This is a genomic window from Desulfovibrio piger ATCC 29098, assembly GCF_000156375.1.
GTDB lineage: Bacteria > Desulfobacterota > Desulfovibrionia > Desulfovibrionales > Desulfovibrionaceae > Desulfovibrio > Desulfovibrio piger.
In genome coordinates this window covers 415,812-438,275 of the sequence record NZ_DS996359.1, presented here as the reverse complement: position 1 = coordinate 438,275, position 22,464 = coordinate 415,812, and the positions used below count along the sequence as shown (strand labels likewise).

Below are 22,464 nucleotides of genomic sequence, written 5' to 3'. Positions count from 1 at the left end.
AACGGACGCCTGCCCCGCCGCACACCTTTCCCCACAAGGAGCCCCGTCATGAAAGTCCTCGCCACCCCGCGATCCTTCGGCAAGAACAATCCCGAACTCTTCGACATCCTCCGCGATGCGGGGCTGGACGTCGTGCGCAACGATACCGGCGGCATCCTTTCCGCCGCCCAGATGTGCGAAAAACTGGCCGACTGCGACGGCCTGATCGTGGGCGTGGACCCCGTGGATGCCGCGGTGCTGGCCGCCGCGCCCCGTCTGCGGGCCATCGCCAAGTACGGCGTGGGCCTGGACAATATCGACCTGGCCGCCTGCGAGGCCCGCGGCATCAAGGTCTCCCGCACCGTGGGCGCCAACAGCGAGGCCGTGGCCGACTACGCCCTGGCCCTCATGCTGGGCGTGGCCCGCAAGGTGGCCCTCATCGACCGCCGCTGCCGCGAGCGGGACTGGAGCAAGATCACCGGCATCGACCTGTACGGCAAGACCGTGGGCATCATCGGCCTGGGCACCATCGGCAAGCGGGTGGCCCGCCGCTGCGGCGCGGGCTTCGGCATGAAGGTGCTGGGCCACGACATCGTCTGGGATGACGCCTGGGCCAGCGAGAACCATGTGGAACGCGCCGGTCTGGAGCGCATCTTCCGCGAAGCCGACTTCATCAGCCTGCACACCAGCCTCGACGACAGCACCCGCCATCTGGTGGATGCCCCGCGTCTGGCCCTCATGAAGCCCACCGCCATCCTCATCAACACCGCCCGCGGCGAGCTGGTGGACGGCCCCGCCCTGCTGGAGGCCCTGGAGCAGAAGCGCATCTACGGCGCCGGTCTGGACGTGTTCGAACAGGAGCCCCCGCAGGACGCCCGCTGGTACGCCCTGGACAATCTGGTCATGGGCTCCCACTGCTCGTCCTCCACCAGCGGCGCCGTGGCCACCATGGGCCACATGGCCGTCAGCAACCTGCTCCGCGACCTGGGCTTGAAATAGGCGGCAGTCTCCAGTGAGATCATGACGAGAGGGGGAGGGGCGTTTTTTGGTAAAAACTGCCCCTCCCCCTCTCGTGCTCTCCCCCACCCCGAAAAAACTTTTGCTCTGACCGGTATGGCCGGTCCCCGTCGCTGTCCGGGCGAGACGGTGACATCTTGCTGCCCCAGGCAAATGGGGCACCGGATATGCGCCAGCCAGCCATCGGACATCCGGCATCAGGAGCATCCGGCTTCCATCCAAGACTTGCGGACACGCCCCCGGCTGCCGACCGGGAATCTAGACCATCCCCGGGGCTGATGGTTCCCCGTTTCGCACCGTAGCGCCCAACAGTCTAAAATCCATAATAAAAACTACCGGGAACAGGATGGCCATCCCGTTCCCGGTAGTTCAACGATTTCCCGCGCTGCAAAACTCTCCCCATGAGCAACGGCGGAGACCGGCAGCCGGCAGCAGTCCTTCAAGCTCCCCTACCCTGTCATCCTCCCTGATAAAAGTTTTTGGAAAGGATGGGGGGAGTTTGAGGGGGGGAAGGAGAACCTTTTTCCAAAAAGGTTTCCCTTCCCCCCTCATTTCAAACTCTTCCGCCCTTTCTACCAGATCTTCTCGAAGCGCTTGGAGCAGCCCGCGCAGGGCAGGTCTGGCCAGGGCCCGGCCAGAGCGGCGCGGAAATCCCTGAAGCCCTTGGTGCGCCACAGCTCGGCCAGTTCCTCGGCGGGGCGGCCGTATTCGGCGCGGGCAAAGATGCGCCGCTTGGGGTCTTCCTCGCTGGTGGGCAGGTTGACGTACACACAGGGCGAAAGGTTGCCCTGCGTGTCCACATAGATGGTGCGGTCCACGTTTTCCCGGCAGCCGTTGCGCACGCGCCCCACGGCCTCGGGATCAGGCAGGGCGTACCACAGCTCCCGGCCGCTCTGGCGCACTTGGGCCGCCACAGGCGCCAGCACGGCGGCCGCTGCGGCCACCTTGTCCGCCTCTTCGGGGCTGTAGGCCTCCACGGCCAGCTCCGGCGAAGCGATGTAGTCCATGGTGCTGACCACCGCGCAATGCACATCCAGCTCTTCCATGAGCTCGGGCAGGCGCTTCACGGCTTCCAGCTGCGAGGGCAGGAGCAGATAGGCCAGATGCACTTCCAGATGGACGCCCTGCTTCTTGCGGCGCACCTCCTGCAGGCAGCGGATGGCCTCGCAGACCCGGCTGAAGGGGATGCCCTGACGGCTGGCGTTGCTGGCCTCGTCGGTACCGGCCAGGGAAAAGGCCACCACGTCCATGCCGCTGTCCACGATGGCGGCGGCCAGGGCCTCGTCCATGTGCTGGCCGCAGGTGGTGGTGGACACGGCACACCCCGCCCGCCGGGCCACGCTGACGAAATCCATGAAGCGGGGATGCAGGAAGGGTTCGCCCCAGCCCTGCAGGTGGACACGGCCGCACTGGCGCATGAGCGGCCACAGGGCGGCGAAGGTCTCGGCGCTCATGAGGCGCGACTGCCAAACGTCTTTTTTGGTGGTGTGCGGGCAGTAGGTGCAGCGGCAGGCGCAAACGGACGAGACCTCCACCTGCATGCAAAGCAGAGGCGTGGACCGTCCCGTGAAGGCCTCGCGCAGCCATTGGCGCAGTCCCGGCCCGGGCAGGGCCTTGGGGCTCAGGGGATCGGGCGTACTCATGCGGCCTCCTCGCCGCCCAGCAGGCGGCGCAAGCGGGAGAACCAGCCGCCCCCCGAGGTGGTGGCGCGGGTGCTCCAGCCGGTCTCCAGACAAGGCAACGCCGGGCGGGCATGCCACTTGCGCTTGAAGAAGCGGATGCCGGGATCGATGCCCAGGCCTAGGCAGAAGCGCATATGCCCGCGGGCCTCGGCCTCGCTGACCAGCCCGGCCAGCAGCGCGTCGGCGCAGCCGGGCACGGCATCCTGCCGCCGGAAGGCGAACATGTAGAAGGCCGTGGTCAGGGAGGCGTAATCGCCCACGGCAAAGGCCTGGAGGCTGTTGTCCTCCCGGTGGCGGGCGGCCCAGAGCTGCACGTCGGGATGGGAGCCCACATAGCTTTCCAGATGGCTGAAGATGTGCACCGTGCCCGGCTCAAAGGGCTTGCGGCGCAAAAAGTCCTGCACCAGCGCGGCGTGGTCCGGCTGCCAGGCCTCGCGTACCACCTCCACGTCGCGCAGGGCGCGGCGCTCCATGTTGCGCAGCTTCTGCCACGGCAGGGAGCCATCCTCGCGCAGCAGGGGCAGCTCAAGGTCCCAGTAGGCGTCCGGCGTTCCCGTGCTTGCATCCTGCGGAGCCCGTGTGGGCCGCACCGGGGCCAGGACGGTGATCCGGCGCACCTCCGGCAGGGCAAGGGCCGCATCCACAGCGGCGTCCACACGCAGCTGCACGCCCTCCGCCGTGGCGGCCTCGGCGCTCTGGCGCACGCTCACGGCCTCCAGACGGGCGGCCGCATCCGTGGCCTCCTTCACTCTGGCGGTGGCCGCTTCCAGATCCGGCCCGCCGGAAAAGGTCTCCAGCATGGCCGCGTCGTAGGCCACCAGCACCAGATGCCCTTCCAGCAGATAGGCGGGAAAACCGGCGCAGGCCAGAGGGCGGGAACCGGCCACGGCCGCCACATAGTGCAGCAGCTGTTCCGGGACCACGGCCTCGGCCGTGAAATGCTGCAATCCCTGTGAAAACATGATGGTCTCCTTGTGGCGGAGCGCCCGGGCCACGGCCTGCTCCAGCGGAGCACGGACCGGCGGGACGCCCCCGGCTGTCAGCGATCCCCGTCAGCGGGGATGCGGTAAAGATCGTCCTCGCCACGCAGGCGGGCCCGCATCCTGTGGATCCAGGTGGGCCGCACCTGCCGCACCGTGAAGCCGTCCTCGGTGAGCATGCGGCGCAGGCGCAGCATGTGGGCCGCGCCCACGAAGACGGCGACCCCGCCCTTTTCGATGAAAGGGCGCATGCGCTCGCGGAAACGCTGGTCGCGGAAGTCGATGACCTGCTGCGTGCGCGTGGGAAATTCCGTGCTGGTGCCCATCATGGGTTCCAGCTCCCCGCGCAGGTAATGGTAGATATTGCGCTTCATGTAGGAGCGCCACTGGCCGCAGTGACGGAAGAAATCCAGCACGCGCGGCACGGGCACCACTTCCAGGGAATGGAGCTGCTCCTCCATGGTCTCCATGCCCAGCACGGTCTTGCCCATGTCGCGGGCCAGATGCCAGGCCTCCAGATCCACGGAATCGCGCCAGCCCTGCCGCTCCAGGAAGGCCGTCCAGAGGGAGAAGAAGGCGTACCAGTGCCGGGTGGTATGCAGGCGCCCCCGCACGTCCGGCGCGTCCTCCCACTCCATGTTCAGAAAGCGCGCCACCGGCCCGCGCACGCCGCAGACCACGCGCTCCAGCCGCCGGATCTCGGCCTCGGTCATCAGGCTGTCCAGCGGCACGGTCCCGGGATCGGGAGATTTGCCGCAGGCCTCCACCTGCGCCAGGCTCTCGGCATCCAGCGGGCCTTCAAAGATGACGGTATCCACCTTGCGGAACAGGCGGCGGAACGAGTCGGCAAAGGAATAGCAGAAGAAATGCGCCGTGCCGCAGATCCAGGAGCGGCGGCCCTGCTTCTCCAGCTCCCAGAGCATGGCAAAGGGGCGCTGGTCGGGCAGCCTGTCCAGTATCTGGCGCTTGGAAAGGCCCTCGTCACTGCGCTCCACCAAGGCCTGCATGAGCTCGTCCAACACCACCTTATGCACGTCGGCGCGCGGCCGCTCCTGCCACTGGGCCATGACGTAGGAGAGCTGCGGCGTTCCGCCCCACTTGCGCTTGAAGCGGGTGATGCCTTCGTTGACGCCCAGGCCCAGCTGGACGAAGTCGCAGCCCGCCGCGCGGGCCTTCTCCAGCATGACGGCAAAGAGCGCGTCCCCGGCATGGGGCACGGGATGGTTGCGCGAACGGGCGCCCACGATATAGCTGACGAAGGCGGGCGTGCTGTAATCCAGCACCAGACAGGCCACCAGGCGGTCGCCGTCCCAGGCGTTGAGCAGGCGCACGTCGGCGCCTTCGGCGGCCAGCATCTGCGGCGTGCGGGCAAAGAGCTCGCGCACGTTGGCCCGCAGTACGGCCCGGCCCATGAATTCGGCCCACAGGCGGCGATGCTGCGGCCCGAACTCGCGCGTCTCGTCGATGCGCAGGCGTTCCCGGGCCTTGCGCACGGGCGAGCGCAGACGCGGCGGCACGGGCGCATCGGCCGGAAGGGTGTAGAACTCGTCCCGCTCCAGCACGCTGTCCGCCAGACGCGGCGGCAGGTCGGGCCCAACGGCAAAGCAGGCCGTGGCCCCGGTCTCGCGCAGGGCCCCGGACAAGGCGGCCTCGAAACGCTGGTGGCTGTACTCGCCGCCGTCCCGCAAGGGGTAGGCGATGGCCATGAGCCAGTCTTCGGCGGCGTAAAAGACGAAATGATCCACCGTCAGCACCCGGCCCCCGGAAACGGCCTGCATGAAGGGCGCGGAATGCTCGGGGACCACGGCGCGGGCAAGGATGTCGGTGACGGGATTCATGACGCGGCCTCACTGCTGGAGTGCGGAAAGGATGCTTCTCGCATCTTTTCGCAGGATAGCCGCTTTGACGGCGGGCCGCAATGCGGGGCAGGGGGTGTAGGGGCCTGAGGCTGCGCAAGCCCCGGCCCTTGCCGCATCGCCGCGCTTGACCAGCCCGTGGTGTCGGGCAGCAGCCATCCGGGCCGCCCCAAAGGCACGCAGCCTGCCGTGCTCAGGCAGGCGCGCCTACCCCAGCGCCCGCACCAGACAGACCAGGCCCGCCACGGCGATGACGCAGAGCAGCACCTTGCGGAAGGCCTGCTGGGAGATGTGCTTGACCACGGGGAAGGCGATGCAGGTGCCCAGGATGACGCCGGGCGCGCCGTACATGGCGCAGGTGAGCACCGTGGGCGTGTAGAAACCGGCCATGCCCTGTAGCACCAGGGTCACGGTGGCGCGCAGCACGAAGAAGACGCCCAGCGTGCCCAGCAGCACGCGCGGTTCCCAGCCCATGCACAGGCCGTAGGCCCCCACGGGCGGGCCGTCGAAGGCGATGGCCGTGCCCAGCAGGCCGGAACCGAAACCGGCCACGGCGCCCAGCGCCCGGGGATGGGCGATGCTGCCGCGGGCGCGGAAGGTCTTCTGCCAGTAGACGTAATAGAGCAGGAGCAGGCCCACGGCGCCTTGCAGCACGGGGCCGGAACAGATCTGGAGGATGTAGAGCCCGGCAAAGGACCCGGGCACCGAGGCCAGCAGCATGGGCCACAAGGCGCTGACGCGGCAGAAGCGGAAATGCAGGCTGGCCAGACAGATGTCCATGACCATGTTGACGATGCAGGTCAGGGCGATGGCCTCATGCACCGGCAGGAGCATGGCCAGAAAAGGAAAGGCCACCATGGCGCCGCCGATGCCGCTGACGCCGGACACGAAACCGCCCGCTATCCAGGCGAGGAACACACAGATCTCCGTCATCCCGGGCATACGCCCCTCCTGCGGCCACGGGCCGCCCCATCAGTGGATGAAATCAAACTTCAGTCGCTTGCCGCTCCGTCGGCGGACAGCCGGTGGCGGGACATCCAGACGCACAACGAGGCGACGCCCCGTATGGCGATGGCCGCTCCCATCAGGGATCCGCCGTGCGGCGTCCACGTCCTCAGGAAAACGGCGGGGCCAGCGGCTACCCGTGCCTGAGGCCTGCCCGCTCCGCAGAGGACTGCCGCCGGAGCGACCGGCCTTTTCGCACCGCACAGCATCTTTTCCCGCCCGCAAGGCCTGGCTTGCGGGGCCTTCCGGCCGCGGCCTCTCCCCTGCCCGCCCTGCATGCCTGCAGTACGGACCGCGCAGTCCATGCTTAGGGAGGTCGCGGCCTTTTGGCAACAGGGAAGGAGGAAAAAAGGCATAAAAAAAGGGAGCCTGTCCAGTGGACAGGCTCCCCACGTATTCGCCCTGATGGCGGCAGTCGCCAGCTTCAGGACGGCGTCGTCAGACGGGGAAGCCGGCGCTTACGGCAGCTCTTCGCGATGGCATCGCCAGGGCAGGAGCCTTTGCCGTGCCGGGGACATCCCCGGGAGATTAGGCCTGGTCGGCGGTCAGGACCACTTCCTTGTTCTCGCCGTAGCTCAGCGTGAAGGCAGTCCCGTACTTTTCCAGAAAATCCTTCTCCGCGGCGAAGGGAACGCCGTCGATGTCGATCTGCACGTCTTCGTCCTCATCAAATTCGTCCATGCCCAGACCGAGCACGATCTTGGCATGTCAGCCACCACCGACCTTGTATTCGCGCAGACGCACACAAGTACCTTCGTCTTCATCTTCCAGCATGCCGCGAAGCTTTTCCAGCATGCTCTCGTCAACAGTAACGGTGAACATTGTTTTCTCCATCAAGGGTTATACGATGACAAGGACAAGACCGTGACGGGCAAAGCGCTCTTCCGCGGCCTTGAGACCTTCAGGGGTATATTGCTGCACATCGGGGTAAGGCTTGCCCAGGGCGGCGTACTTGCTCTTGCCGAAGGCATGGCAGGGCATGATCTCCACCTGCTTGCGGCCGAAACGCCCCAAAAAGGCCGCCATGGCCGCCAGATTCTCGTTGGAATCGTTGAGGCCCGGCATCAGGGGCATGCGCACGCGCACTTCGGTGGACGAAGAGAGCGCGGCCTCCAGGTTGCGCAGGATGAGGGCGTTGTCCTGCCCGGTGAGCTTTTTGTGCTGTTCCGGGTCCATGTGCTTGCAGTCGAACAGAAAAAGATCGGCCAGGCCGATGGTTTTGTCAAACCGGTCCTCGGGGCAGAAGCCACAGGTATCCACCGTGACGTGCAGGCCCTCGTCATGGGCGGTCTGCACCAGATCGAGGAAGAACTGCCCGCCCGCCGTGGGCTCGCCGCCGCCAAAGGTCACGCCGCCGCCGGAGTTCTCGTAGAAGAGCCAGTCCTTGCGGACCACTTCCATGACTTCTTCCACGGTCATGATACGGCCGGACATGACGCGTGCCTTGTTGGGACAGACCTCGGTACAGGCGCCGCAGTGGGTGCATTTTTCCGTATCGCGGCCCATCTTGCCGTTCTCCAGCGGCACCACGGCGCCGTTGGGACAGACCTGCATGCAGGCGCCGCAGCTCACGCACAGATTGTCGAACAGCAGCATCTGCGGCGTGAACTGCTGCGATTCGGGATTGCTGCACCACAGGCAGCGCAGAGGACAGCCTTTCAGAAAGACCGTGGTCCGCAGGCCGGGACCGTCCTGCACGGACATCCTCTGGATATTGTAGATCATTCCCTGGCTCATGGCGTCCTCCCCCGCACTACAACCGGAGGGACCGCGCCCTTGCGGACGCGGTCCCCAGGCCGGAGGTTATATAAGGATTGGCTGTTGGTTAGGAAGCGTACTCGGTACGCTTGACGATCTCGTTCTGCACGCCCTTGTCCAGACGGGTGAAGTAGGCGCTGAAGCCGGCCACGCGGACCACAAGGTCGGTGTAGTCCTGCGGGTTCTTCTGGGCGTCACGCAGGGTGTCGGAGCTCACGCAGTTGAACTGGATGTGAGAGCCGCCGAAGTCGCAGTAGGTCTTGATGAGCGAGATCAGCGTGCGGGCACCGTTGGGACCTTCCAGGGCGGAGGGCACGAACTTGACGTTGAAGTGGTTGGCGCCGTAGCGCACGGTGTCGATGGCTTCGGCGCCGGACTTGATGAGGGCGGTGATGCCTTCATGGTCGGTGCCGGGCATGGCGGACACGCTGCCGTCGGTCAGGGCCACACCGGCCTTGCGGCCCGTGGGCAGGGCACCCATGAGGGAGCCGAAGTAGTTGTGGTAGGACAGCGAGTAGGCGTCCAGAGGCGTACGGTGGCCGAAGCAGTCCGGACCCACGGAGTGGTGGATCTCGTCCACGTCACGGTAGTACTGCTGCACGAAGCCTTCCACTTCGGGGTAGTCGTTGCCGTGCTTGGGAGCTTCGAAGCACATCTTGCGGATGTCTTCGTAGCCTTCGAAGTTGGCCTTGATGGCTTCCATCAGCTGGGCCATGGTGATCTTCTTGGTGTCGAACACCAGGTGCTTGATGGCCAGCAGGGAGTTGGCGGCGTCGATACCAGCGGTCATGATGGGGTTGACCTGGGGATAACGGGTGCCGCCGGCTTCTTCGCACATGCCCTTTTCGATGCAGCCGTCGTACATGACCGAGCGGAAGATGCTGGGCACCACCTGCAGGCGGGCCATCTGGCTCAGGTCGGAGTGCTTGCGGGAGATGCCGAAGATGTGGCGCAGCTGCTTCTTGTAGGCGTCGTACACTTCGTCGAAGCTCTGGAACTGGGTCGGATCACCGGTCTCGATGCCCAGCTGCTTCTTGGTCAGCGGGTCCTTGCCGTTGTAGAGCATCAGTTCCACGATCTTGGCCAGGCAGGGCTGGTCTTCCTGGGTGATGAAGCTGCCCTTGCCGCAGATGCCGGTGGACACGCAGCCGTAGTTGCCGCAGTTGCGGGCGTCTTCCAGGGTGATGCCGCCTTCGTACTGGGAGAAGCGGGCCAGGTTGCGCTGGATGACCACGTTGTTGTTGAGGATCTGGGGCTGGCCGGAACCGCCGCGGATGCATTCCACCACCTTCTGCATGTAGGATTCCTTCAGCTTGGGATGGTAGAGCAGGGTCAGCGTGGGCTGGATGTTCTTCATCTGGATCTGGGTCTCCAGCAGCAGTTCTTCCAGCTCGGTGCTGGCGTCGTTGCCGTTGGCGTCCACGCCGCCGATGGTGATGCTCTGGCCGGTGTGGCCGGACAGGGTCATGGCGTAGGAGCCGCCCTGGTATTCGGCCAGCTCAAGATGCTTGATCCACTGGAACTTCAGCAGGGTCAGCACCTGTTCGCGGGTCAGATTGCCCTCTTCGATGTCCTTCTTGTAGAAGGGGTACATGTACTGGCCGTAGCGGCCCGGGGAGCAGGCGCAGGCCATCTGTTCCACTTCGATGGCCAGATGGATGAACCAGAAGGACTGGATGGCTTCGCGGAAGTTGCGGGCCGGGAATTCGGGCACGCGGCGGCAGATCTCGGCGATCTCCAGCAGTTCGGCCTTGGCCTTGGGATCGGTCTCGGTCTCGGCGGTCTTTTCGGCCAGGTCGGCGTAGCGGTGGGAGTGGGCGATGACGGCTTCCGTGGCCACGATCATGGCGCGGTACAGGTCATGCTTTTCCTTGTTGGCCAGGGTGGTGGGGCATTCCAGCAGGCGCTTCTTGATGTCGTCGATGACCCAGCGCAGGCCCTTGTTCAGGGCCAGGGGGTAGTCGGCGATACCGGAGCCGCTGGCCACGCTGACGTTGTCATAGTACACGCCGGCCTTGGAGTACGGAGCGGGGTTGAAGCCGTACTTGTCCTTGAACATCTTGTTGTTCAGGTCGATGCAGGTGCGGCCCTTCCACTTCTTGTAGGTCTTTTCCAGCAGCTCGGAGGTCTCCTGGGGGATCTTCATCTCGCCCAGAGAAGCCATCTTGGCCATCTGCATCTCTTCCTTGATCCAGGCCACGTTCCATTCAGGATAGGCGTACACACCGGCGCGGGTACCGGTCAGGGTGCCCACGATGGGGTTGCCGTCCAGGAAGATCTTTTTCTTGGTCAGCACGCGCTCAAGCAGCTTGGCGCGGATGTAGAAAACGGGTTCGCCCTGGAACTCCTCATACACCTCGTTCAGGAACTGCAGCCGCTCGGAGTCCATAACCTGAGGGGCGTTCATGAGATAGGCCTTGAGGTCTTTCACGCGGGCTTCGGCGGTGTCCCAGTTGATGGCGTAACCCTGGGCGCCCTTGGCGGCGTTGTCTTCGAACTGATGTACGGTCATGACGATCTCCTGAAAGGCGATGTTGTTTGCATGTCGGGGCAGGGACGCGCCGGGCGCGTCCCGTGCCGATACGCAATGTAAAGCATAGGCTGTGCCAAAATGGACAAATTGCCATTTTTGATATTTAACTATTTGTTTTTATTGATATAAATAAACAGCTTGACCGCAAGAAAAAATAAAGAAATTTTAATGAAAATCAAAAAAACTTTCTCTTTGTAAAAGTCCCTTATCCGGGGGGAAAAGCATGTTCAACAGCCGCCAGTTCTACAACGTCAACCGGGCCTCGGTACTGACGCCGCAGATCCGGGCCATCTGGGACAATATGTGCATCGGTGTGGCCGTGGTCGATGCCGACGGCATCTGCGAGTACATGAACCCCATCCAGCGCCGTGCCGACGGTTTCACCCGCATCCCCGTGGAAGGACAGCACATCACCAGCCTCTACGTCCCCCACGAGCTGGAGGTCATCCCCACCATAGAATGCCTCCAGACCGGCAAGCCCCTGCTCAAAAAAGCCTACTGGTACGCCACCTCCACCAACTTCCTGGCCAGCACGGTGACGGACTTCTTTCCCCTGTTCGACCACGGGCGCAAGGACGGCGTCATCGCCTTCACCATCTGGACGGGCAACACCGCCCACGTCTCGGAGTCGCGCCGCCCCCTCAAGCCCTGCAACGCGGACGCGCCCTACAACTACTATACCTTCTCCAGCATCGTGGGCCGGGACGAGGCCCTGCAGGAATGCATCCACGAGGCCCGCTCCGCGGCCACCAGCTCCTCGCCGGTCATGATCTGGGGCGAGAGCGGCACCGGCAAGGAACTGTTCGCCCAGGCCATCCACTCGGCCAGCAGCCGCGCCGGGCATCCGTTCATCCCGGTCAACTGCGCCGCCATCCCCGAGAACCTGCTGGAAGGCATCCTGTTCGGTACCGTCAAGGGGGCCTACACCGACGCCCCGGACAAGCCCGGCCTGTTCGAAAAGGCCAACTGCGGCACCCTGCTCTTCGACGAACTCAACTCCATGCCCCTTGGCCTGCAGGCCAAGCTGTTGCGCGTCATCCAGGAAAAGCGCGTGCGCCGTCTGGGCTCCCATACGGAGATCCCCATCAACGTGCGCATCATCAGCATCCTCAACGAGCATCCCCTGCGGGCCGTGGACCAGGGCCTGCTGCGCCGCGACCTCTTCTATCGCCTGGCCGTGGTGGGCATCGCCGTGCCGCCCCTGCGCAAGCGCCAGAACGACATCCCCCTGCTGGTCCGGCATATCATAAACCGCTCGGAACTGGCCATGAAGACCGCCGGCGTCACCCTGGACGACGAGGTCATGGGCATCTTCCGCCGCTACCCCTGGCCCGGCAACATCCGGGAACTGGCCCACGTCATCGAGGGCAGCCTGGCCCTGCTGGACGGCAGCGACGTCATCACCGTCCACAACCTGCCGCGCCACTTCCGCGAGGCCTGCAACCTTCAGCCCGCGGACGACGACCTGCGCCCGCCCCTGCCGGTCATGCGGCATGCGGAGGCCCAGCTCCAGGTCCCTGCGGGCACGACGCCGGACTACTTCGACTACCGCGGCATCCGGCGCGGCGACAGCGTCTCCATCAAGACCTGCCTGCACGAGTACGAGTCCAGCTGCATCCGCAACGTGCTGCGCGTGACCGGCGGCAACGTGGCCAAGGCGGCCCGGATCATGGAGCTGACCCCGGCGGGCCTGCACTACCGCATGAAGGTCCTGCACATCGAAAACGAAGACTGATCCCGCCCTGCGAAGGATGCGGCAAAGACGAGAACGGCCGGCGGACACATTCCGCCGGCCGTTCCGCATCTCATGCTCCAGAAACGGGCATTACAGGAAGGCGCGCACCAGGCAGACCGCCCCGGCCACGCCGATGATGACCAGCAGCACCTTGCGGAAGGTCTCCTGCGGGATGCACTTGGCCACGGGGAAGGCCAGCAGGGTGCCCAGGATGACGCCGGGCGCCCCGTACAGGGCATAGCCCAAAACTTCCGGGGTGTAGAAACCGGCCGTGGCCTGCAGGATCACGGTGAGGGAACCGCGGATCACGAAAAAGACGCCCAGCGTGCCCAGGAAGACGCGCGGCTCCCAGCCCATGCACAGGCCATAGGCGCCGATGGGCGGACCGTCGAAGGAGATGGCCGTGCCCAGCAGACCGGCCCCGAAGCCCGCCGCGGCCCCCAGCATCTGCGGATGGGAAACGGGTCCCTGCGCGGCGCGGTAGGTCATCTGCCAGTACACATAGTAGAGCAGCAGCAGGCCCACGGCGCCCTGCAGGACGGCGCCGGAGCAGATCTGCAGGATGTAGAGCCCGGCGAAGGACCCGGGCACGGAGCCCGCCAGCATAGGCCAGAGGGAAGAAAGCCGGCAATGCCGGAAGTGCATGCTGGCCAGACAGCCGTCCATGACCACGTTGATGATGCACGTCAGCGCGATGAGCTGATGGACGGGGATGACCAGCGCCAGCAGGGGAAAGGCCACCATGGCCCCGCCGATACCGCTCACGCCGGAGACGAAACCGCCCAGGATCCAGGCAAAGAAAACAAAAAGGTCCGTAGCTTCGGGCATACCCTTCCCTCCTGTGGACGCGGCCCCGCCGCCCTTTCCGGGAACGGGGCCGCATGATCTGTGGTGCTGCTCCTGCATAGGGGCGCCGCGCCGTTTTGGCAAGGGGCCCGGGAGCCGATAAAAAAGCCGCCCCGGGGGGCAGGGCGGCTTCCATGAAAGGCGGTCCGGCGAACGGACAGCCAGTGTCCGGCTCCCCTTGCGGGGAGCCGCCGGAGGTTACTTCTTGAAGAAGACCGCGATGTCCTTGCGGCCCAGCACGTTCTCACGGACCTTTTCTTCAGGCAGGGAGATCCAGTGCTTCTTGTTGGAGAAGTAGAAGATGAAGCCCAGCACGACCCACACGGCCAGGCAGATGAAGGGGGCAGTACCGATGCGGGCGGGGGAACCGGGCACCAGCAGGAGCAGGATGCACATGACGGCGGTGATGGTGCCCACGGCGCAGCAGAACAGCTTGAGGCCCTTCTTGTCCACGCCTTCGCTGCCCATGATCACGCGGCGGGCGGCCAGGCAGGTGAACAGGTAGCCGATACCGGTACCCACGGAGCTCATGTCCACGGTCCAGGCCACGGCGGAGCGGCCGGCGAAGGGAGTCAGCAGCACGACGATGATGGTGAACAGGATGGCCTTGTAGGGGGTGCGGTACTTGGGATGGATCTCACCGAACCAGGCGGGCAGGATGCCGCTGCGGGACATGCTGAGCAGCAGGCGGCTGGTGGCGATGAAGAAACCGTTGGTACCGGTGCACACGGCGCCGAACACGGCCACGGCCAGCACGATGGAGCCGAACTTGCCGAAGGCCATGGTGGCCACTTCACCGGTGCCCCAGGCGGCGCCGCCGGTGGCGCGCTGGGCGTCGAGCTTGGCCAGCAGTTCAGGATACGGCACGGCCATGCCCACGGAGAGCATCACCATGGCGTACAGGAGCACGCCGCAGAAGATGGCGACGACCATGATGTTGCGGGCACGGGAAGGATCGAAGGCGAATTCTTCAGCAGCCTGGGGCACGGTATCGAAGCCCACGAACAGGAAGGGAGAGATGGCGAAGACCAGCAGCACGCAGGCCAGCATGCTGCGCTTGTCGGAGAAGGCGGGGCTCAGGTTGGCCACGCTGGCGGTATCCAGGGTCAGCACGCCGCCGAACAGGGCCAGGATGCCGAAGGTCAGCATGAAGGCCAGGATCAGCTGCAGGGCGCCGGCAAAGCCGATACCGCGGTAGTTGATGTAACCGAAGAAGAGGGTACCGGCCGTCATCAATATGACTTCGCCGGAATACACGGTCCAGCCGGCGATGGAATAGAGCTCTCCGAACTCAAACACGCCGGGGAAGAGGAAGCGGAAAATGACCGAGAGGGCTGCGATGTCGATAGCAACAATGGCAAGATAGCCGATGACCAGCGCCCAGCCGCACACAAAAGCGGCATGAGGGCCAAAACCGATATACGCATAAGCAAAAGCACCGCCAGCAACAGGGGCGTATTTGACCATGTAGCTGAGGCATACGGCAACGAAGCTGATCAGGCAGGCGCCGACAAAGAAACCAAGCAGGGTACCCACAGGACCGGCCTGGGGCAGGAACATATCACCGGGCAGCACAAAGCAACCCCAACCGACAATGGAGCCCAGTGCCAGTGCGCACACCTGCAACGGCGAAAGGGACTTTTCCAACTTGACCTGTTCCGACATACCATTTTCTCCGTTATGAATTTGATACCGCTGCGGATTGCTTGTTATGGCTGCCATACATGCACATGAAGCCTGGTCGTTGCACCCTTTGGCGAACTTCCGGGCGAAAACTATAGTCCCTCCCTGCTCAGCAACAAGCGTGCCATATGTGAAAAACTTCGCTATGTCGGACAATACCCCGTTTTTTCACGAAAAAAGGAATAATAATCATTATTTTAGTTTAAAAAATAGTAAGAAAAATAAAAAAATTTTGATTTTTATATTAAAATTTATATTACATTATGTAAAAAAAGGGATGCTTGTGATTATTTGTCTAACCTTCCCTTTCTCAAAGGCCTCCAGCCGCCCCTCTCTCCAGTAGCTTGATTTATCAGCCTTATGCAGCCCAGCCTGTCAGGGGGCCCACCGGCAAGGCCATCCATCACGCACCATGGTTCCCCTGTTCCAGGCCACTCTGCCCGCCGCCGACGACCAAACAAACGCTATTCGATCAATATGATTGCATATTCCATAAATACCCCTGATGCGGCATGGAAATTGCTGACCACAGACAAGCTTGTGACACTCGGCACAGCTTTGTGATCCCCATCACCGGCCTGCACATGCGGACTGGCGAACGTCCTTATCTATGGAGTTGACGAACCATGAGCATCACAGCGAGCCTCGGGCGGCTTTCCTGCGGCTCCTCCCTGCTGGCTGGCGGTCCTTTGTGCATCATCCTCGGCGCCCTATGCTTCAGCACCACCGGCACCGTGCAGGCCCTGGCTCCGGATGGCAGCCACCCCCTGGGCATCGGGGCCCTGCGCATGCAGATCGGGGCGCTGGCCCTCTGGGCCTGGTGCGCCTGCCGCCATTCCCTGCCCGCAGGCCTGCGACACTGGCAGCTGCGCTGGCTCATCCCCGCCACGCTGGGCCTGCTGGGCTTCCAGGTGTTCTTCTTCTGGGGCGTCCAGCAGGCGGGCGTCGCTGTGGGCACGGTGACGGCCATCGGCTTCTCTCCCGTCATGGCGGCCATCCTGGCGCACATCATCCTGGGCGAAAGGCCTGCCCGCATCTGGTACCCCGCCACGGCCCTGGCCCTGGCGGGACTCGTGCTGCTCAATCTGGGCGGCAGCCAGGGCGCCAGCACGGCCGCCCTGATCCTGCCCTTGCTGGCGGGGGCCTGCTACGGCGCCTACTTCGTCTTCAGCAAGCCTCTGGGCCGGGTCCACGCGCCGGAACACATCATGCTCCTGCTCTGTGCAGGCAGCGGGATCCTGCTGCTGCCCGTCCATTTCTGCACGCCGCCGCTCTGGCTGCTGCAGCCCCAGGGGCTGGGGATGGCCCTGTATCTGGGCGTCGTGACCGCGGCCCTGGCCTTCAGCCTCACGCTGGCCGGACTGCGCCGCACCCCCACGGCCATGGCCGCCACGCTGGCCCTGGTGGAACCGCTGGGCGCTGCCTGCTGGGGCATCTTTTTGCTGCATGAGCCCGTCGGCGGCCAGGAACTGGCCGGTATGGGCCTGCTTTTCGGCGGTGTGGCCCTGCTGGCCCTGGGCAAGAAAACGGAAGGGACGGAGCCAACGGAAGAGCGGGAACATTCCCGCCCCCTGACCGGGAAAGGCGCCCCCCAGCATTGAGCATGCAGACACGATCATGGAGCCTGTCGGCTGCAGACGACGGCTCCCAAGGGTCCGGGAAGGATGTTCTCCGTGTCCTCCCGGGCCCTTGCTTTTTCCGCCGCTTTCCGCTCCACCGCGCACCATCCTGCGCCGAAAACACCAACGGGCCGCCCCTTTCGGGACGGCCCGTCTTCATCATCTGCGGCCCCCCCCAGGCCCCAGAGACGCAAAAAGCCCCTGACGCTCTCGCATCAGGGGCTTGCATGCCATGGTGGTCGTGCGTCAACAAAAATCACACATTTTATACAATAAATTCTAAGTGTTATATTTTTGTAAAAATTGGGATACCAACAAAAATACCAACACTTTATTTTCATGCCATGGAGCAGATGCCCCCTGTCCCCCTTTTATCCTTGCATCCAGGTCTTGCGTTGGCGTCCCCGTCTTCCGTATCGCCGCCACCAGAAAGGTCTTCATTCCCGGCAGGTGTTGGTTTACCAGGGCCGCAGCCTGTCTTGCGTGGGAGAAACGAAATAGCGTTGTCCGTATTCCTTTTGGGCCTGGCGCTCCATGCGGCGCTCCGGGGTCGATAGGGCCCGCCTGGATGCGCCGGGGGACGGAATCGTAGGTCTGTACCCTGATCATACCAAGCCTTCTCCTGGGGCCCGCCACCCAAGTGCGGGCCCATCCCGGTTAGATGTTTTCCTTGCAGAAGTACGCTTCGCCATAAGGATCGCTCGGGCTCAAGGCACCATCAGGCGAAACTTTGCTCCAGCGCAGCCCCAAGGCAGGGATACGGATACGGTGCACGCCAAGGCCGCAAGTGCGGGGAAGGATGATCCCGGGCTCCAGGCGTTCGGACTGATCTTTCAGTTCAAGGAACCGCCGGACATGCTTTGCCAGTTTTGCTGCCAAAGCGTTGTATTCCGCCGCGATGATGCAGGCCTCAAAAACATGGCGCCGGGCCGTCACCTTCTCGTACAGCTTTTCCACCCTTTCACGGGAGGCGCGCAGGGCAGCGCAGCGTGCATCCAGCGCGGCAACGTCTCCGGCAGCCAGTCTTTTCTGCAGGTCATCCGCCGCGCGTGCCTCTGCCAGCGCCAGCAGTTCCTTGTCCAGTGTATGACAGTCCTTGCCGTCAAGGACAGCTTCCGTACGCTGCGCCTCCAGTTCCGCCAGCCTGGCATTCAGCGCAGGGGCTCCTCCCGTACGTTGCTGCGCATCTGCAAGGCGTTCTTCCGTGGCGCCGATCAACGCGGCCAGACCGGCACCGGCAGTATGGATACGCTCCAGGGCAGCGTCCATCTGCTGGATGTGGCTTTTTTTGACGCAGGAAATGTCCATGCTGCCGACATCGGCCACGAACCTGGGGACAGCGATGTCTTCAAGAGGCGCCGCGGCGATCCCTTCCGCTGCCTTGGCCGCGGCCTCCGCTTCGGCAAGTATCACGTCTCGGCCGAAGGTCCTCAGCAATTCATAGTCCGCAGCCCCGCAGTCTCCTTTAAGGCGCTCTTTGCTGGCGATATAGGCATTATGGACAAGATCAAGGTCATCGGTAAAAGGATCGGCCTTCCTCGCTTCACCCGGCGAGGGGGCAGCATGGGCTGTATCATCCATGATGCCCTGTTCGTTTTCCTTGGGCATTTCGTCGTCGGCTTCATAAAAAAGCGTCATGCTATTTCTCCTCATTGTTGCCGTGAGCATTCGGTGAGATCCACCGCACAACCAGCGTCACGCTGTCTTCCGTGTCCTCGTGTTCCGGGAAGGTCTCCCCCTCTTCAAGAAAGATGACCTTCACAGCGGGCGGCTTGTCGCTGCCCAGGAGCCGTTCCAGTTTTTCGATGCGTCGCTCGATCATCCCCATCCGTCATCCCTCCTGCATTTCCAGGCGGCTTCCAGAGCTTCCAGACGCTCCGCAAGGTTGAGGTTCTCGTCCAGCCGGGCCAGTACGCCCAGCAGCTCCATGCACCCCCGGGCCGTATCCAGCGTCATGGTCCCCTTGGTCACGGCGGCCATGATGGCCTTGCCCTGTTCCAGCAGGTTTTTGTCCGCCGGAAAGGACGGCACGGGCTCCGGCAGGGACACAGGCTTTTGCCGGGGGACAGCCAGTGTCACCAGCAACCTGGTCGCGTCCAAGTCTCCCTCTTCGGCGGCCTTCATGAGCAGGGGCAGACCTTTTGTTTCCGCCCATTCCCTGGCCATGCGCACGGCCCGGCAGGAGGCGCCCGGTGGACGCCCCGCGGGGTTGCCGGACCGTCCGGCCCGGAATCGGCCACGGGCATCACGCCCTGCCTGTTCCGCCGTGCTTTTACTGGCTGTCATGGGCCCCATCCATGCTGTCCAGGATAGCCAGAAGTTCGCGGGATCCCGGCATGTCACCGCTCAGGACACGTTCATGCAGGGCGCGCAGGTCTTCCTCCGCGTTCCCCCTGAAATTGAGCTCCATATGCACCTCCGTGCGTTGATGGTTAGCGACCTTCCACCGCATCATGGGCCTTCACGATGGCGGCCCAGCGTTTCCGGGCCCCTTCCAGGTATTGCCGCAGGAAGCCCCAGGCCGTGTACTCCGCCGCGGCCCGGCTCCCGGCAAAGAAGAAGGGCAGGCGGTACCGTCCGGCGAAGGCCAGCACGCTTTGACAGGCCGCATGCGGGTTCAGCCTGCTGCGATACTGCCCGCCTGCCAGATCGGCCCAACTCGCCTCCACCACCACACAGAAAGCGTCCAGGGCGGCGCCGCGGGCCAGCTCACGTTCAAAGCGTTCCCGCTCACGTCCCAGACAGGCCACCAGATCGGACAGCTCCTTGCGTTCCACAGCCACCTTGTCCGCCAGTCCGGCAAGGGAATAATCGCCCACGCCCAGGGTGCCCACTTCCACCGTCACGCCTTCATAGCGCGGCCCCCGGAAAGAAAAGGGAGCCTGCTCCCGGCTATCCACGATAACGCGCACCGCTGCCCTCCTCCCGCGTTTTCCCCTCGTTTGCGCCCTGTGAATCGTCCGCGCCCCTTTCGTGCGACAGGGCGGCGATACGGGCTTTTTTGACAGGGCTGGACAACGCCACCTCCAGCCATTGCGCGATGGTCGGCACCGGCTCCAGCGCCAGGGCCGCCCGGTGCATGTCGCCCAGGTCCTTGCCTCCGGCGGAGGGGACACATGCGGCGGCAGGGAAAAGGTCCCGCCAGCGCAGCCAGGCGCTTTGCCCGCCCGCGTCATTGTCGGGGCAGGCGATCAGCCGCGGCGCGGCCCGGATGAAATCCGCCGTGTCCGCATCCAGCCCCTTGCAGTTGCCCATCAGGGCCACGGCCGCCACGGACGCTTGGCTTTCCTGCCAGACAAGACAGGCATCCAGCGCGCTTTCCACCAGCACCACCGGCACCCCGGCCCGGCCGGCCACAAAGGGCACGTTGGCGCTCCCGGCCACCTGCCAGTATTTGGGCCGCTTCCCGTCCTGCCGGTCTTCGTCCGGCACACGGATGGCCAGCGCCACCACCCCGGCCTTGCGCCGTGTGGCGATGACGATGCCGCGCGGCAGCAACAGCTTGCGCCTGTCCTCCAGGGGCGGCAGGCCCCATGCCTGTCTGGTGGGGAAGGTGTCCGCCCCATTCCAGCCGACGCCCAGGGCGCGGCATGTGTCGGGGCGCAGGAAGCGGGCCGCGCAGATCCCGGCGGCTGCTTCGGGGGACCCCTCCACAGCGCACAGCCCGGCCAGAAAGGCCCCGGCCTGCTCCCGCCAGGCATCCGGGGGCAGCACGGCAGGGGGGAAGATCTCCGGTGCGGACGGCACAAAAGGGGCCATGCCGGTCTGTGCCGCCCGTGTGCCGGTGGGGCGGGCGGGGCGTCTGCCCCGGCCCGTGGTCCCCCGCATCCCTCGCATCCCTTCCCCGGACGCCAGCCCCAGGGTGCGGCAGGCATCGGCATAGGACAGGCGGCAGAAGTCCCGCAGGAACTGGATGCCGTCGCCCCGGGCACCGCACTGGCGGCACAGGTACGCGCCGCCGCGCGGGCGATCCGGCCAGACCAGGAAACGGTCCCGGCCGCCGCAGGCCGGACAGGGACCCGCCAGCTCGTGCGGCCCCTTGCGCTTGAATCGCTCCGGGCAGGGAAGGAAGGTGCTCAGATCAGGCATCGTTCCCCTCCTGCCCGGTACAAGCACCGGTACAAAGCAGTTCTTTTCCAGGCAGCATACCGCAGGCATCCCCCGGTACCGGTACACGGTACACCCCTAAAGGGGTGTGTACCGTTTGTACCGTCTCGGGATGGGGTATGCCCCCGGTACATGTACCGGTTATGTACCGGTCTGTACCGGTCGTACCGGACAGGGCAGAACAGATCATTCTTGTCCTCCTGTACCGGGACATTGGGCTTGTCCCGCTCCCTGTTCCGGCACCCCCGGCAACAGGCCCCGGACACCTCCCGGGACCGGGACATCGGACCGGGACACACCTAAAGGTGTGTGTCCCGGTTGTCCCGCCCCCAGGGAAGGGGGGTGTCCCCCGGGACATGTCCCGCAGTTGTCCCGCTCTGTCCCGCCTGTCCCGGAAAGAACGGAGTACAGGTCATCCAGTACGGTGATGACCCCCAGGCTGACCAAATCTTTTCTGACCCTTTGGAAAGCAATCTTTTTTGCATTGGTATTGTCCGCAGGGGACCGGGCATAAAAATGCCTGCGCCAGACGTCGATATGCACGGCATCGTCTCCCGCTTCCTGCAGGGCCGCCTTGAGGGAGGCAAGGCCGTATTCCTGCGAGGGGGTCAGGTGCGGCCGGCGTTCGGCCCGCCTTGCCGTGACATCGGGAGCCACCACGCAGGAGGACAAGGGGTCCCCGTCCTCGTCGGTCCCCAGCGGCACGGCCTTGAGCAGGAACGGCCAGCGCATGCCGTCCACGCCTTCTTTGCTCTTGCGCAGCACCACGGCGCGGGCGCCGTTCTTTTCCCGCTCCACCTCCAGCACGGCGTCGGCATCGGCCGTCAGGCTGTAATGCCCCCGGGCCCCGCGGCCCTGGTCCTTGCCGGTATGGTGCACCAGCACCACCAGCCCGCCGGTCCGGGTCTGCAACCGCGTGGCTGCCTCGATGATCAGGCCCATGTCCTGGGAGCTGTTCTCGTCCAGATCAGGAGCCGCCGCGTGCAGGGTGTCGATAATGACCACCCCGCCGTCGGGGCTGACATTGGCCAGCGCCTCCACATCGTCCATAAGGCGCAGACGTTCGCGTACGAACTGGACGTCCCGGGGGTAGCTCTGTTCGTATTCTTTTTCCCAGGCCTCAAGGCGCGTCCGCAGCCCGCCGGAGCTTTCCAGGTTCACATAGACCACCGAGGCTTCCTTGACCCGGCAGCCGAACCAGCGGCGGCCAAGGGCGATATGCGCGGCCAGATCGAGCATCACGAAGGATTTGCCGGAGCCGCTGGCCCCAAAGACCACCGCCACGCCCTGGGCCGGCAGGACGCCTTTGACGCGCCAGGCCACGGGCGGCGTGGACAGGATACCGGCCGCCGTCTCCAGATGGATGGCCCGCACCGGGACAACGGCGGCGCAAGGCTTCCTTCCTGCCGTGTCCGCCCGGGAGGTGAAGGCCGCGGCGTTGGCAAGGATCATGTCCGCATAGGGGGGCTGCCCGCCGCAGGGGATGATGTCGTCCGTGATGTTACTCATGGTCGCCCCCTTCCCGTTCGGGATCCCACAGCGGGGGCAGGTCACGCTCATGCGGCAGCCCGGCAAGGGGGAAGGAGAGCTCCCCGCCGGCGATGGCGATTTTGTCCAGGAGCAGGTCGAAGCAGAGGGCAAGGCCCATATTGCTTTCATCAGAA

Annotated in this window: 19 protein-coding genes; 3 read left to right on the top strand and 16 right to left on the bottom strand. The window is 64.6% G+C overall.

The features are described from left to right. Positions 1 to 48: 48 nt before the first annotated feature. A complete protein-coding gene (locus DESPIG_RS08570) occupies positions 49 to 978 on the top strand; it encodes a phosphoglycerate dehydrogenase (protein WP_006007548.1) in 930 nt (309 codons plus the stop codon). 590 nt (positions 979 to 1,568) lie between these two features. Here the strand turns inward: DESPIG_RS08570 and DESPIG_RS08565 are convergent. From DESPIG_RS08565 to DESPIG_RS08540, 7 genes are all read right to left on the bottom strand, one after another. Next, entirely contained in the window at positions 1,569 to 2,639 is a 1,071-nt protein-coding gene (locus DESPIG_RS08565; RefSeq protein WP_006007542.1) for a radical SAM/SPASM domain-containing protein, read from the bottom strand. Then, the gene (locus DESPIG_RS08560; protein ID WP_187119492.1) at positions 2,636 to 3,640 is read right to left on the bottom strand and encodes a translation initiation factor IF-2; all 1,005 of its coding nucleotides are present in this window, start codon (positions 3,638 to 3,640) and stop codon (positions 2,636 to 2,638) included. Before DESPIG_RS08560 ends, DESPIG_RS08565 begins: the two co-directional genes overlap by 4 nt. Positions 3,641 to 3,717: 77 nt before the next feature. Then, positions 3,718 to 5,496: a TraB/GumN family protein gene (locus DESPIG_RS08555; protein WP_006007537.1), complete on the bottom strand. Its 1,779-nt coding sequence runs from the start codon at positions 5,494 to 5,496 to the stop codon at positions 3,718 to 3,720. A gap of 225 nt (positions 5,497 to 5,721) precedes the next feature. Further along, a complete protein-coding gene (locus DESPIG_RS08550; protein WP_006007533.1) occupies positions 5,722 to 6,456 on the bottom strand; it encodes a sulfite exporter TauE/SafE family protein in 735 nt (244 codons plus the stop codon). A gap of 591 nt (positions 6,457 to 7,047) precedes the next feature. Next, the gene (locus DESPIG_RS14495; RefSeq protein WP_155807046.1) at positions 7,048 to 7,341 is read right to left on the bottom strand and encodes an ErpA-related iron-sulfur cluster insertion protein; all 294 of its coding nucleotides are present in this window, start codon (positions 7,339 to 7,341) and stop codon (positions 7,048 to 7,050) included. A gap of 18 nt (positions 7,342 to 7,359) precedes the next feature. Further along, positions 7,360 to 8,256 carry a glycyl-radical enzyme activating protein gene (locus DESPIG_RS08545; protein ID WP_006007529.1) on the bottom strand — a complete coding sequence of 299 codons (897 nt, stop codon included), beginning with the start codon at positions 8,254 to 8,256 and terminating at the stop codon, positions 7,360 to 7,362. Between the two features lie 88 nt (positions 8,257 to 8,344). Next, positions 8,345 to 10,789: a glycyl radical protein gene (locus DESPIG_RS08540; RefSeq protein WP_006007528.1), complete on the bottom strand. Its 2,445-nt coding sequence runs from the start codon at positions 10,787 to 10,789 to the stop codon at positions 8,345 to 8,347. Positions 10,790 to 11,033: 244 nt separating this feature from the next. On the opposite strand from DESPIG_RS08540, the gene DESPIG_RS08535 reads away from it, so the two are divergent. Then, the gene (locus DESPIG_RS08535) at positions 11,034 to 12,545 is read left to right on the top strand and encodes a sigma-54 interaction domain-containing protein (RefSeq protein WP_006007527.1); all 1,512 of its coding nucleotides are present in this window, start codon (positions 11,034 to 11,036) and stop codon (positions 12,543 to 12,545) included. A gap of 90 nt (positions 12,546 to 12,635) precedes the next feature. Here the strand turns inward: DESPIG_RS08535 and DESPIG_RS08530 are convergent, their stop codons facing one another. Next, entirely contained in the window at positions 12,636 to 13,373 is a 738-nt protein-coding gene (locus DESPIG_RS08530; protein ID WP_006007526.1) for a sulfite exporter TauE/SafE family protein, read from the bottom strand. Between the two features lie 216 nt (positions 13,374 to 13,589). Continuing rightward, entirely contained in the window at positions 13,590 to 15,056 is a 1,467-nt protein-coding gene (locus DESPIG_RS08525) for an APC family permease (protein WP_006007524.1), read from the bottom strand. Between the two features lie 644 nt (positions 15,057 to 15,700). Here DESPIG_RS08525 and DESPIG_RS08520 point away from each other — a divergent pair. After that, on the top strand, positions 15,701 to 16,675 hold the full coding sequence (locus DESPIG_RS08520) for a DMT family transporter (protein WP_006007518.1): 975 nt from the start codon (positions 15,701 to 15,703) through the stop codon (positions 16,673 to 16,675). 675 nt (positions 16,676 to 17,350) lie between these two features. On the opposite strand, the gene DESPIG_RS08515 is transcribed toward DESPIG_RS08520, so the two are convergent. The 7 genes from DESPIG_RS08515 to DESPIG_RS12905 all read right to left on the bottom strand — a co-directional run bounded on the left by DESPIG_RS08515 (position 17,351) and on the right by DESPIG_RS12905 (position 22,309). Further along, positions 17,351 to 18,331, bottom strand: coding sequence for a hypothetical protein (locus tag DESPIG_RS08515; RefSeq protein ID WP_006007512.1), 981 nt, complete (start codon positions 18,329 to 18,331; stop codon positions 17,351 to 17,353). A 1-nt stretch (position 18,332) separates the two neighbouring features. Continuing rightward, a complete protein-coding gene (locus tag DESPIG_RS08510) occupies positions 18,333 to 18,521 on the bottom strand; it encodes a hypothetical protein (protein ID WP_006007510.1) in 189 nt (62 codons plus the stop codon). Continuing rightward, positions 18,512 to 18,979, bottom strand: coding sequence for a hypothetical protein (locus DESPIG_RS08505; protein ID WP_147589005.1), 468 nt, complete (start codon positions 18,977 to 18,979; stop codon positions 18,512 to 18,514). The genes DESPIG_RS08510 and DESPIG_RS08505 overlap by 10 nt, the downstream gene beginning before the upstream one ends. Further along, the gene (locus DESPIG_RS13805) at positions 18,966 to 19,103 is read right to left on the bottom strand and encodes a hypothetical protein (protein ID WP_155807045.1); all 138 of its coding nucleotides are present in this window, start codon (positions 19,101 to 19,103) and stop codon (positions 18,966 to 18,968) included. The genes DESPIG_RS08505 and DESPIG_RS13805 overlap by 14 nt, the downstream gene beginning before the upstream one ends. Before the next feature lie 22 nt (positions 19,104 to 19,125). After that, positions 19,126 to 19,605 (bottom strand): ERCC4 domain-containing protein, encoded by a 480-nt coding sequence (locus DESPIG_RS08500; protein WP_040369746.1) that lies wholly within the window; start codon positions 19,603 to 19,605, stop codon positions 19,126 to 19,128. Next, positions 19,586 to 20,782: a primase-helicase zinc-binding domain-containing protein gene (locus tag DESPIG_RS08495; RefSeq protein WP_006007501.1), complete on the bottom strand. Its 1,197-nt coding sequence runs from the start codon at positions 20,780 to 20,782 to the stop codon at positions 19,586 to 19,588. The genes DESPIG_RS08500 and DESPIG_RS08495 overlap by 20 nt, the downstream gene beginning before the upstream one ends. A gap of 204 nt (positions 20,783 to 20,986) precedes the next feature. Further along, on the bottom strand, positions 20,987 to 22,309 hold the full coding sequence (locus tag DESPIG_RS12905) for an AAA family ATPase (protein WP_006007499.1): 1,323 nt from the start codon (positions 22,307 to 22,309) through the stop codon (positions 20,987 to 20,989). Between the last annotated feature and the right edge of the window lie 155 nt (positions 22,310 to 22,464).

What these genes read in the sequence shown, in the direction of transcription:
- DESPIG_RS08540 (WP_006007528.1), bottom strand. Translation starts at nt 10,789, where the DNA reads ATGACCGTACATCAGTTCGAAGACAACGCCGCCAAGGGCGCCCAGGGT.
- DESPIG_RS08565 (WP_006007542.1), bottom strand. Translation starts at nt 2,639, where the DNA reads ATGAGTACGCCCGATCCCCTGAGCCCCAAGGCCCTGCCCGGGCCGGGA.
- DESPIG_RS08510 (WP_006007510.1), bottom strand. Translation starts at nt 18,521, where the DNA reads ATGGGGATGATCGAGCGACGCATCGAAAAACTGGAACGGCTCCTGGGC.
- DESPIG_RS08550 (WP_006007533.1), bottom strand. Translation starts at nt 6,456, where the DNA reads ATGCCCGGGATGACGGAGATCTGTGTGTTCCTCGCCTGGATAGCGGGC.
- DESPIG_RS08560 (WP_187119492.1), bottom strand. Translation starts at nt 3,640, where the DNA reads ATGTTTTCACAGGGATTGCAGCATTTCACGGCCGAGGCCGTGGTCCCG.
- DESPIG_RS08545 (WP_006007529.1), bottom strand. Translation starts at nt 8,256, where the DNA reads ATGAGCCAGGGAATGATCTACAATATCCAGAGGATGTCCGTGCAGGAC.
- DESPIG_RS08570 (WP_006007548.1), top strand. Translation starts at nt 49, where the DNA reads ATGAAAGTCCTCGCCACCCCGCGATCCTTCGGCAAGAACAATCCCGAA.
- DESPIG_RS08515 (WP_006007512.1), bottom strand. Translation starts at nt 18,331, where the DNA reads ATGACGCTTTTTTATGAAGCCGACGACGAAATGCCCAAGGAAAACGAA.
- DESPIG_RS08520 (WP_006007518.1), top strand. Translation starts at nt 15,701, where the DNA reads ATGAGCATCACAGCGAGCCTCGGGCGGCTTTCCTGCGGCTCCTCCCTG.
- DESPIG_RS13805 (WP_155807045.1), bottom strand. Translation starts at nt 19,103, where the DNA reads ATGGAGCTCAATTTCAGGGGGAACGCGGAGGAAGACCTGCGCGCCCTG.
- DESPIG_RS08525 (WP_006007524.1), bottom strand. Translation starts at nt 15,056, where the DNA reads ATGTCGGAACAGGTCAAGTTGGAAAAGTCCCTTTCGCCGTTGCAGGTG.
- DESPIG_RS08495 (WP_006007501.1), bottom strand. Translation starts at nt 20,782, where the DNA reads ATGCCTGATCTGAGCACCTTCCTTCCCTGCCCGGAGCGATTCAAGCGC.
- DESPIG_RS08505 (WP_147589005.1), bottom strand. Translation starts at nt 18,979, where the DNA reads ATGACAGCCAGTAAAAGCACGGCGGAACAGGCAGGGCGTGATGCCCGT.
- DESPIG_RS08530 (WP_006007526.1), bottom strand. Translation starts at nt 13,373, where the DNA reads ATGCCCGAAGCTACGGACCTTTTTGTTTTCTTTGCCTGGATCCTGGGC.
- DESPIG_RS08555 (WP_006007537.1), bottom strand. Translation starts at nt 5,496, where the DNA reads ATGAATCCCGTCACCGACATCCTTGCCCGCGCCGTGGTCCCCGAGCAT.
- DESPIG_RS12905 (WP_006007499.1), bottom strand. Translation starts at nt 22,309, where the DNA reads ATGAGTAACATCACGGACGACATCATCCCCTGCGGCGGGCAGCCCCCC.
- DESPIG_RS08535 (WP_006007527.1), top strand. Translation starts at nt 11,034, where the DNA reads ATGTTCAACAGCCGCCAGTTCTACAACGTCAACCGGGCCTCGGTACTG.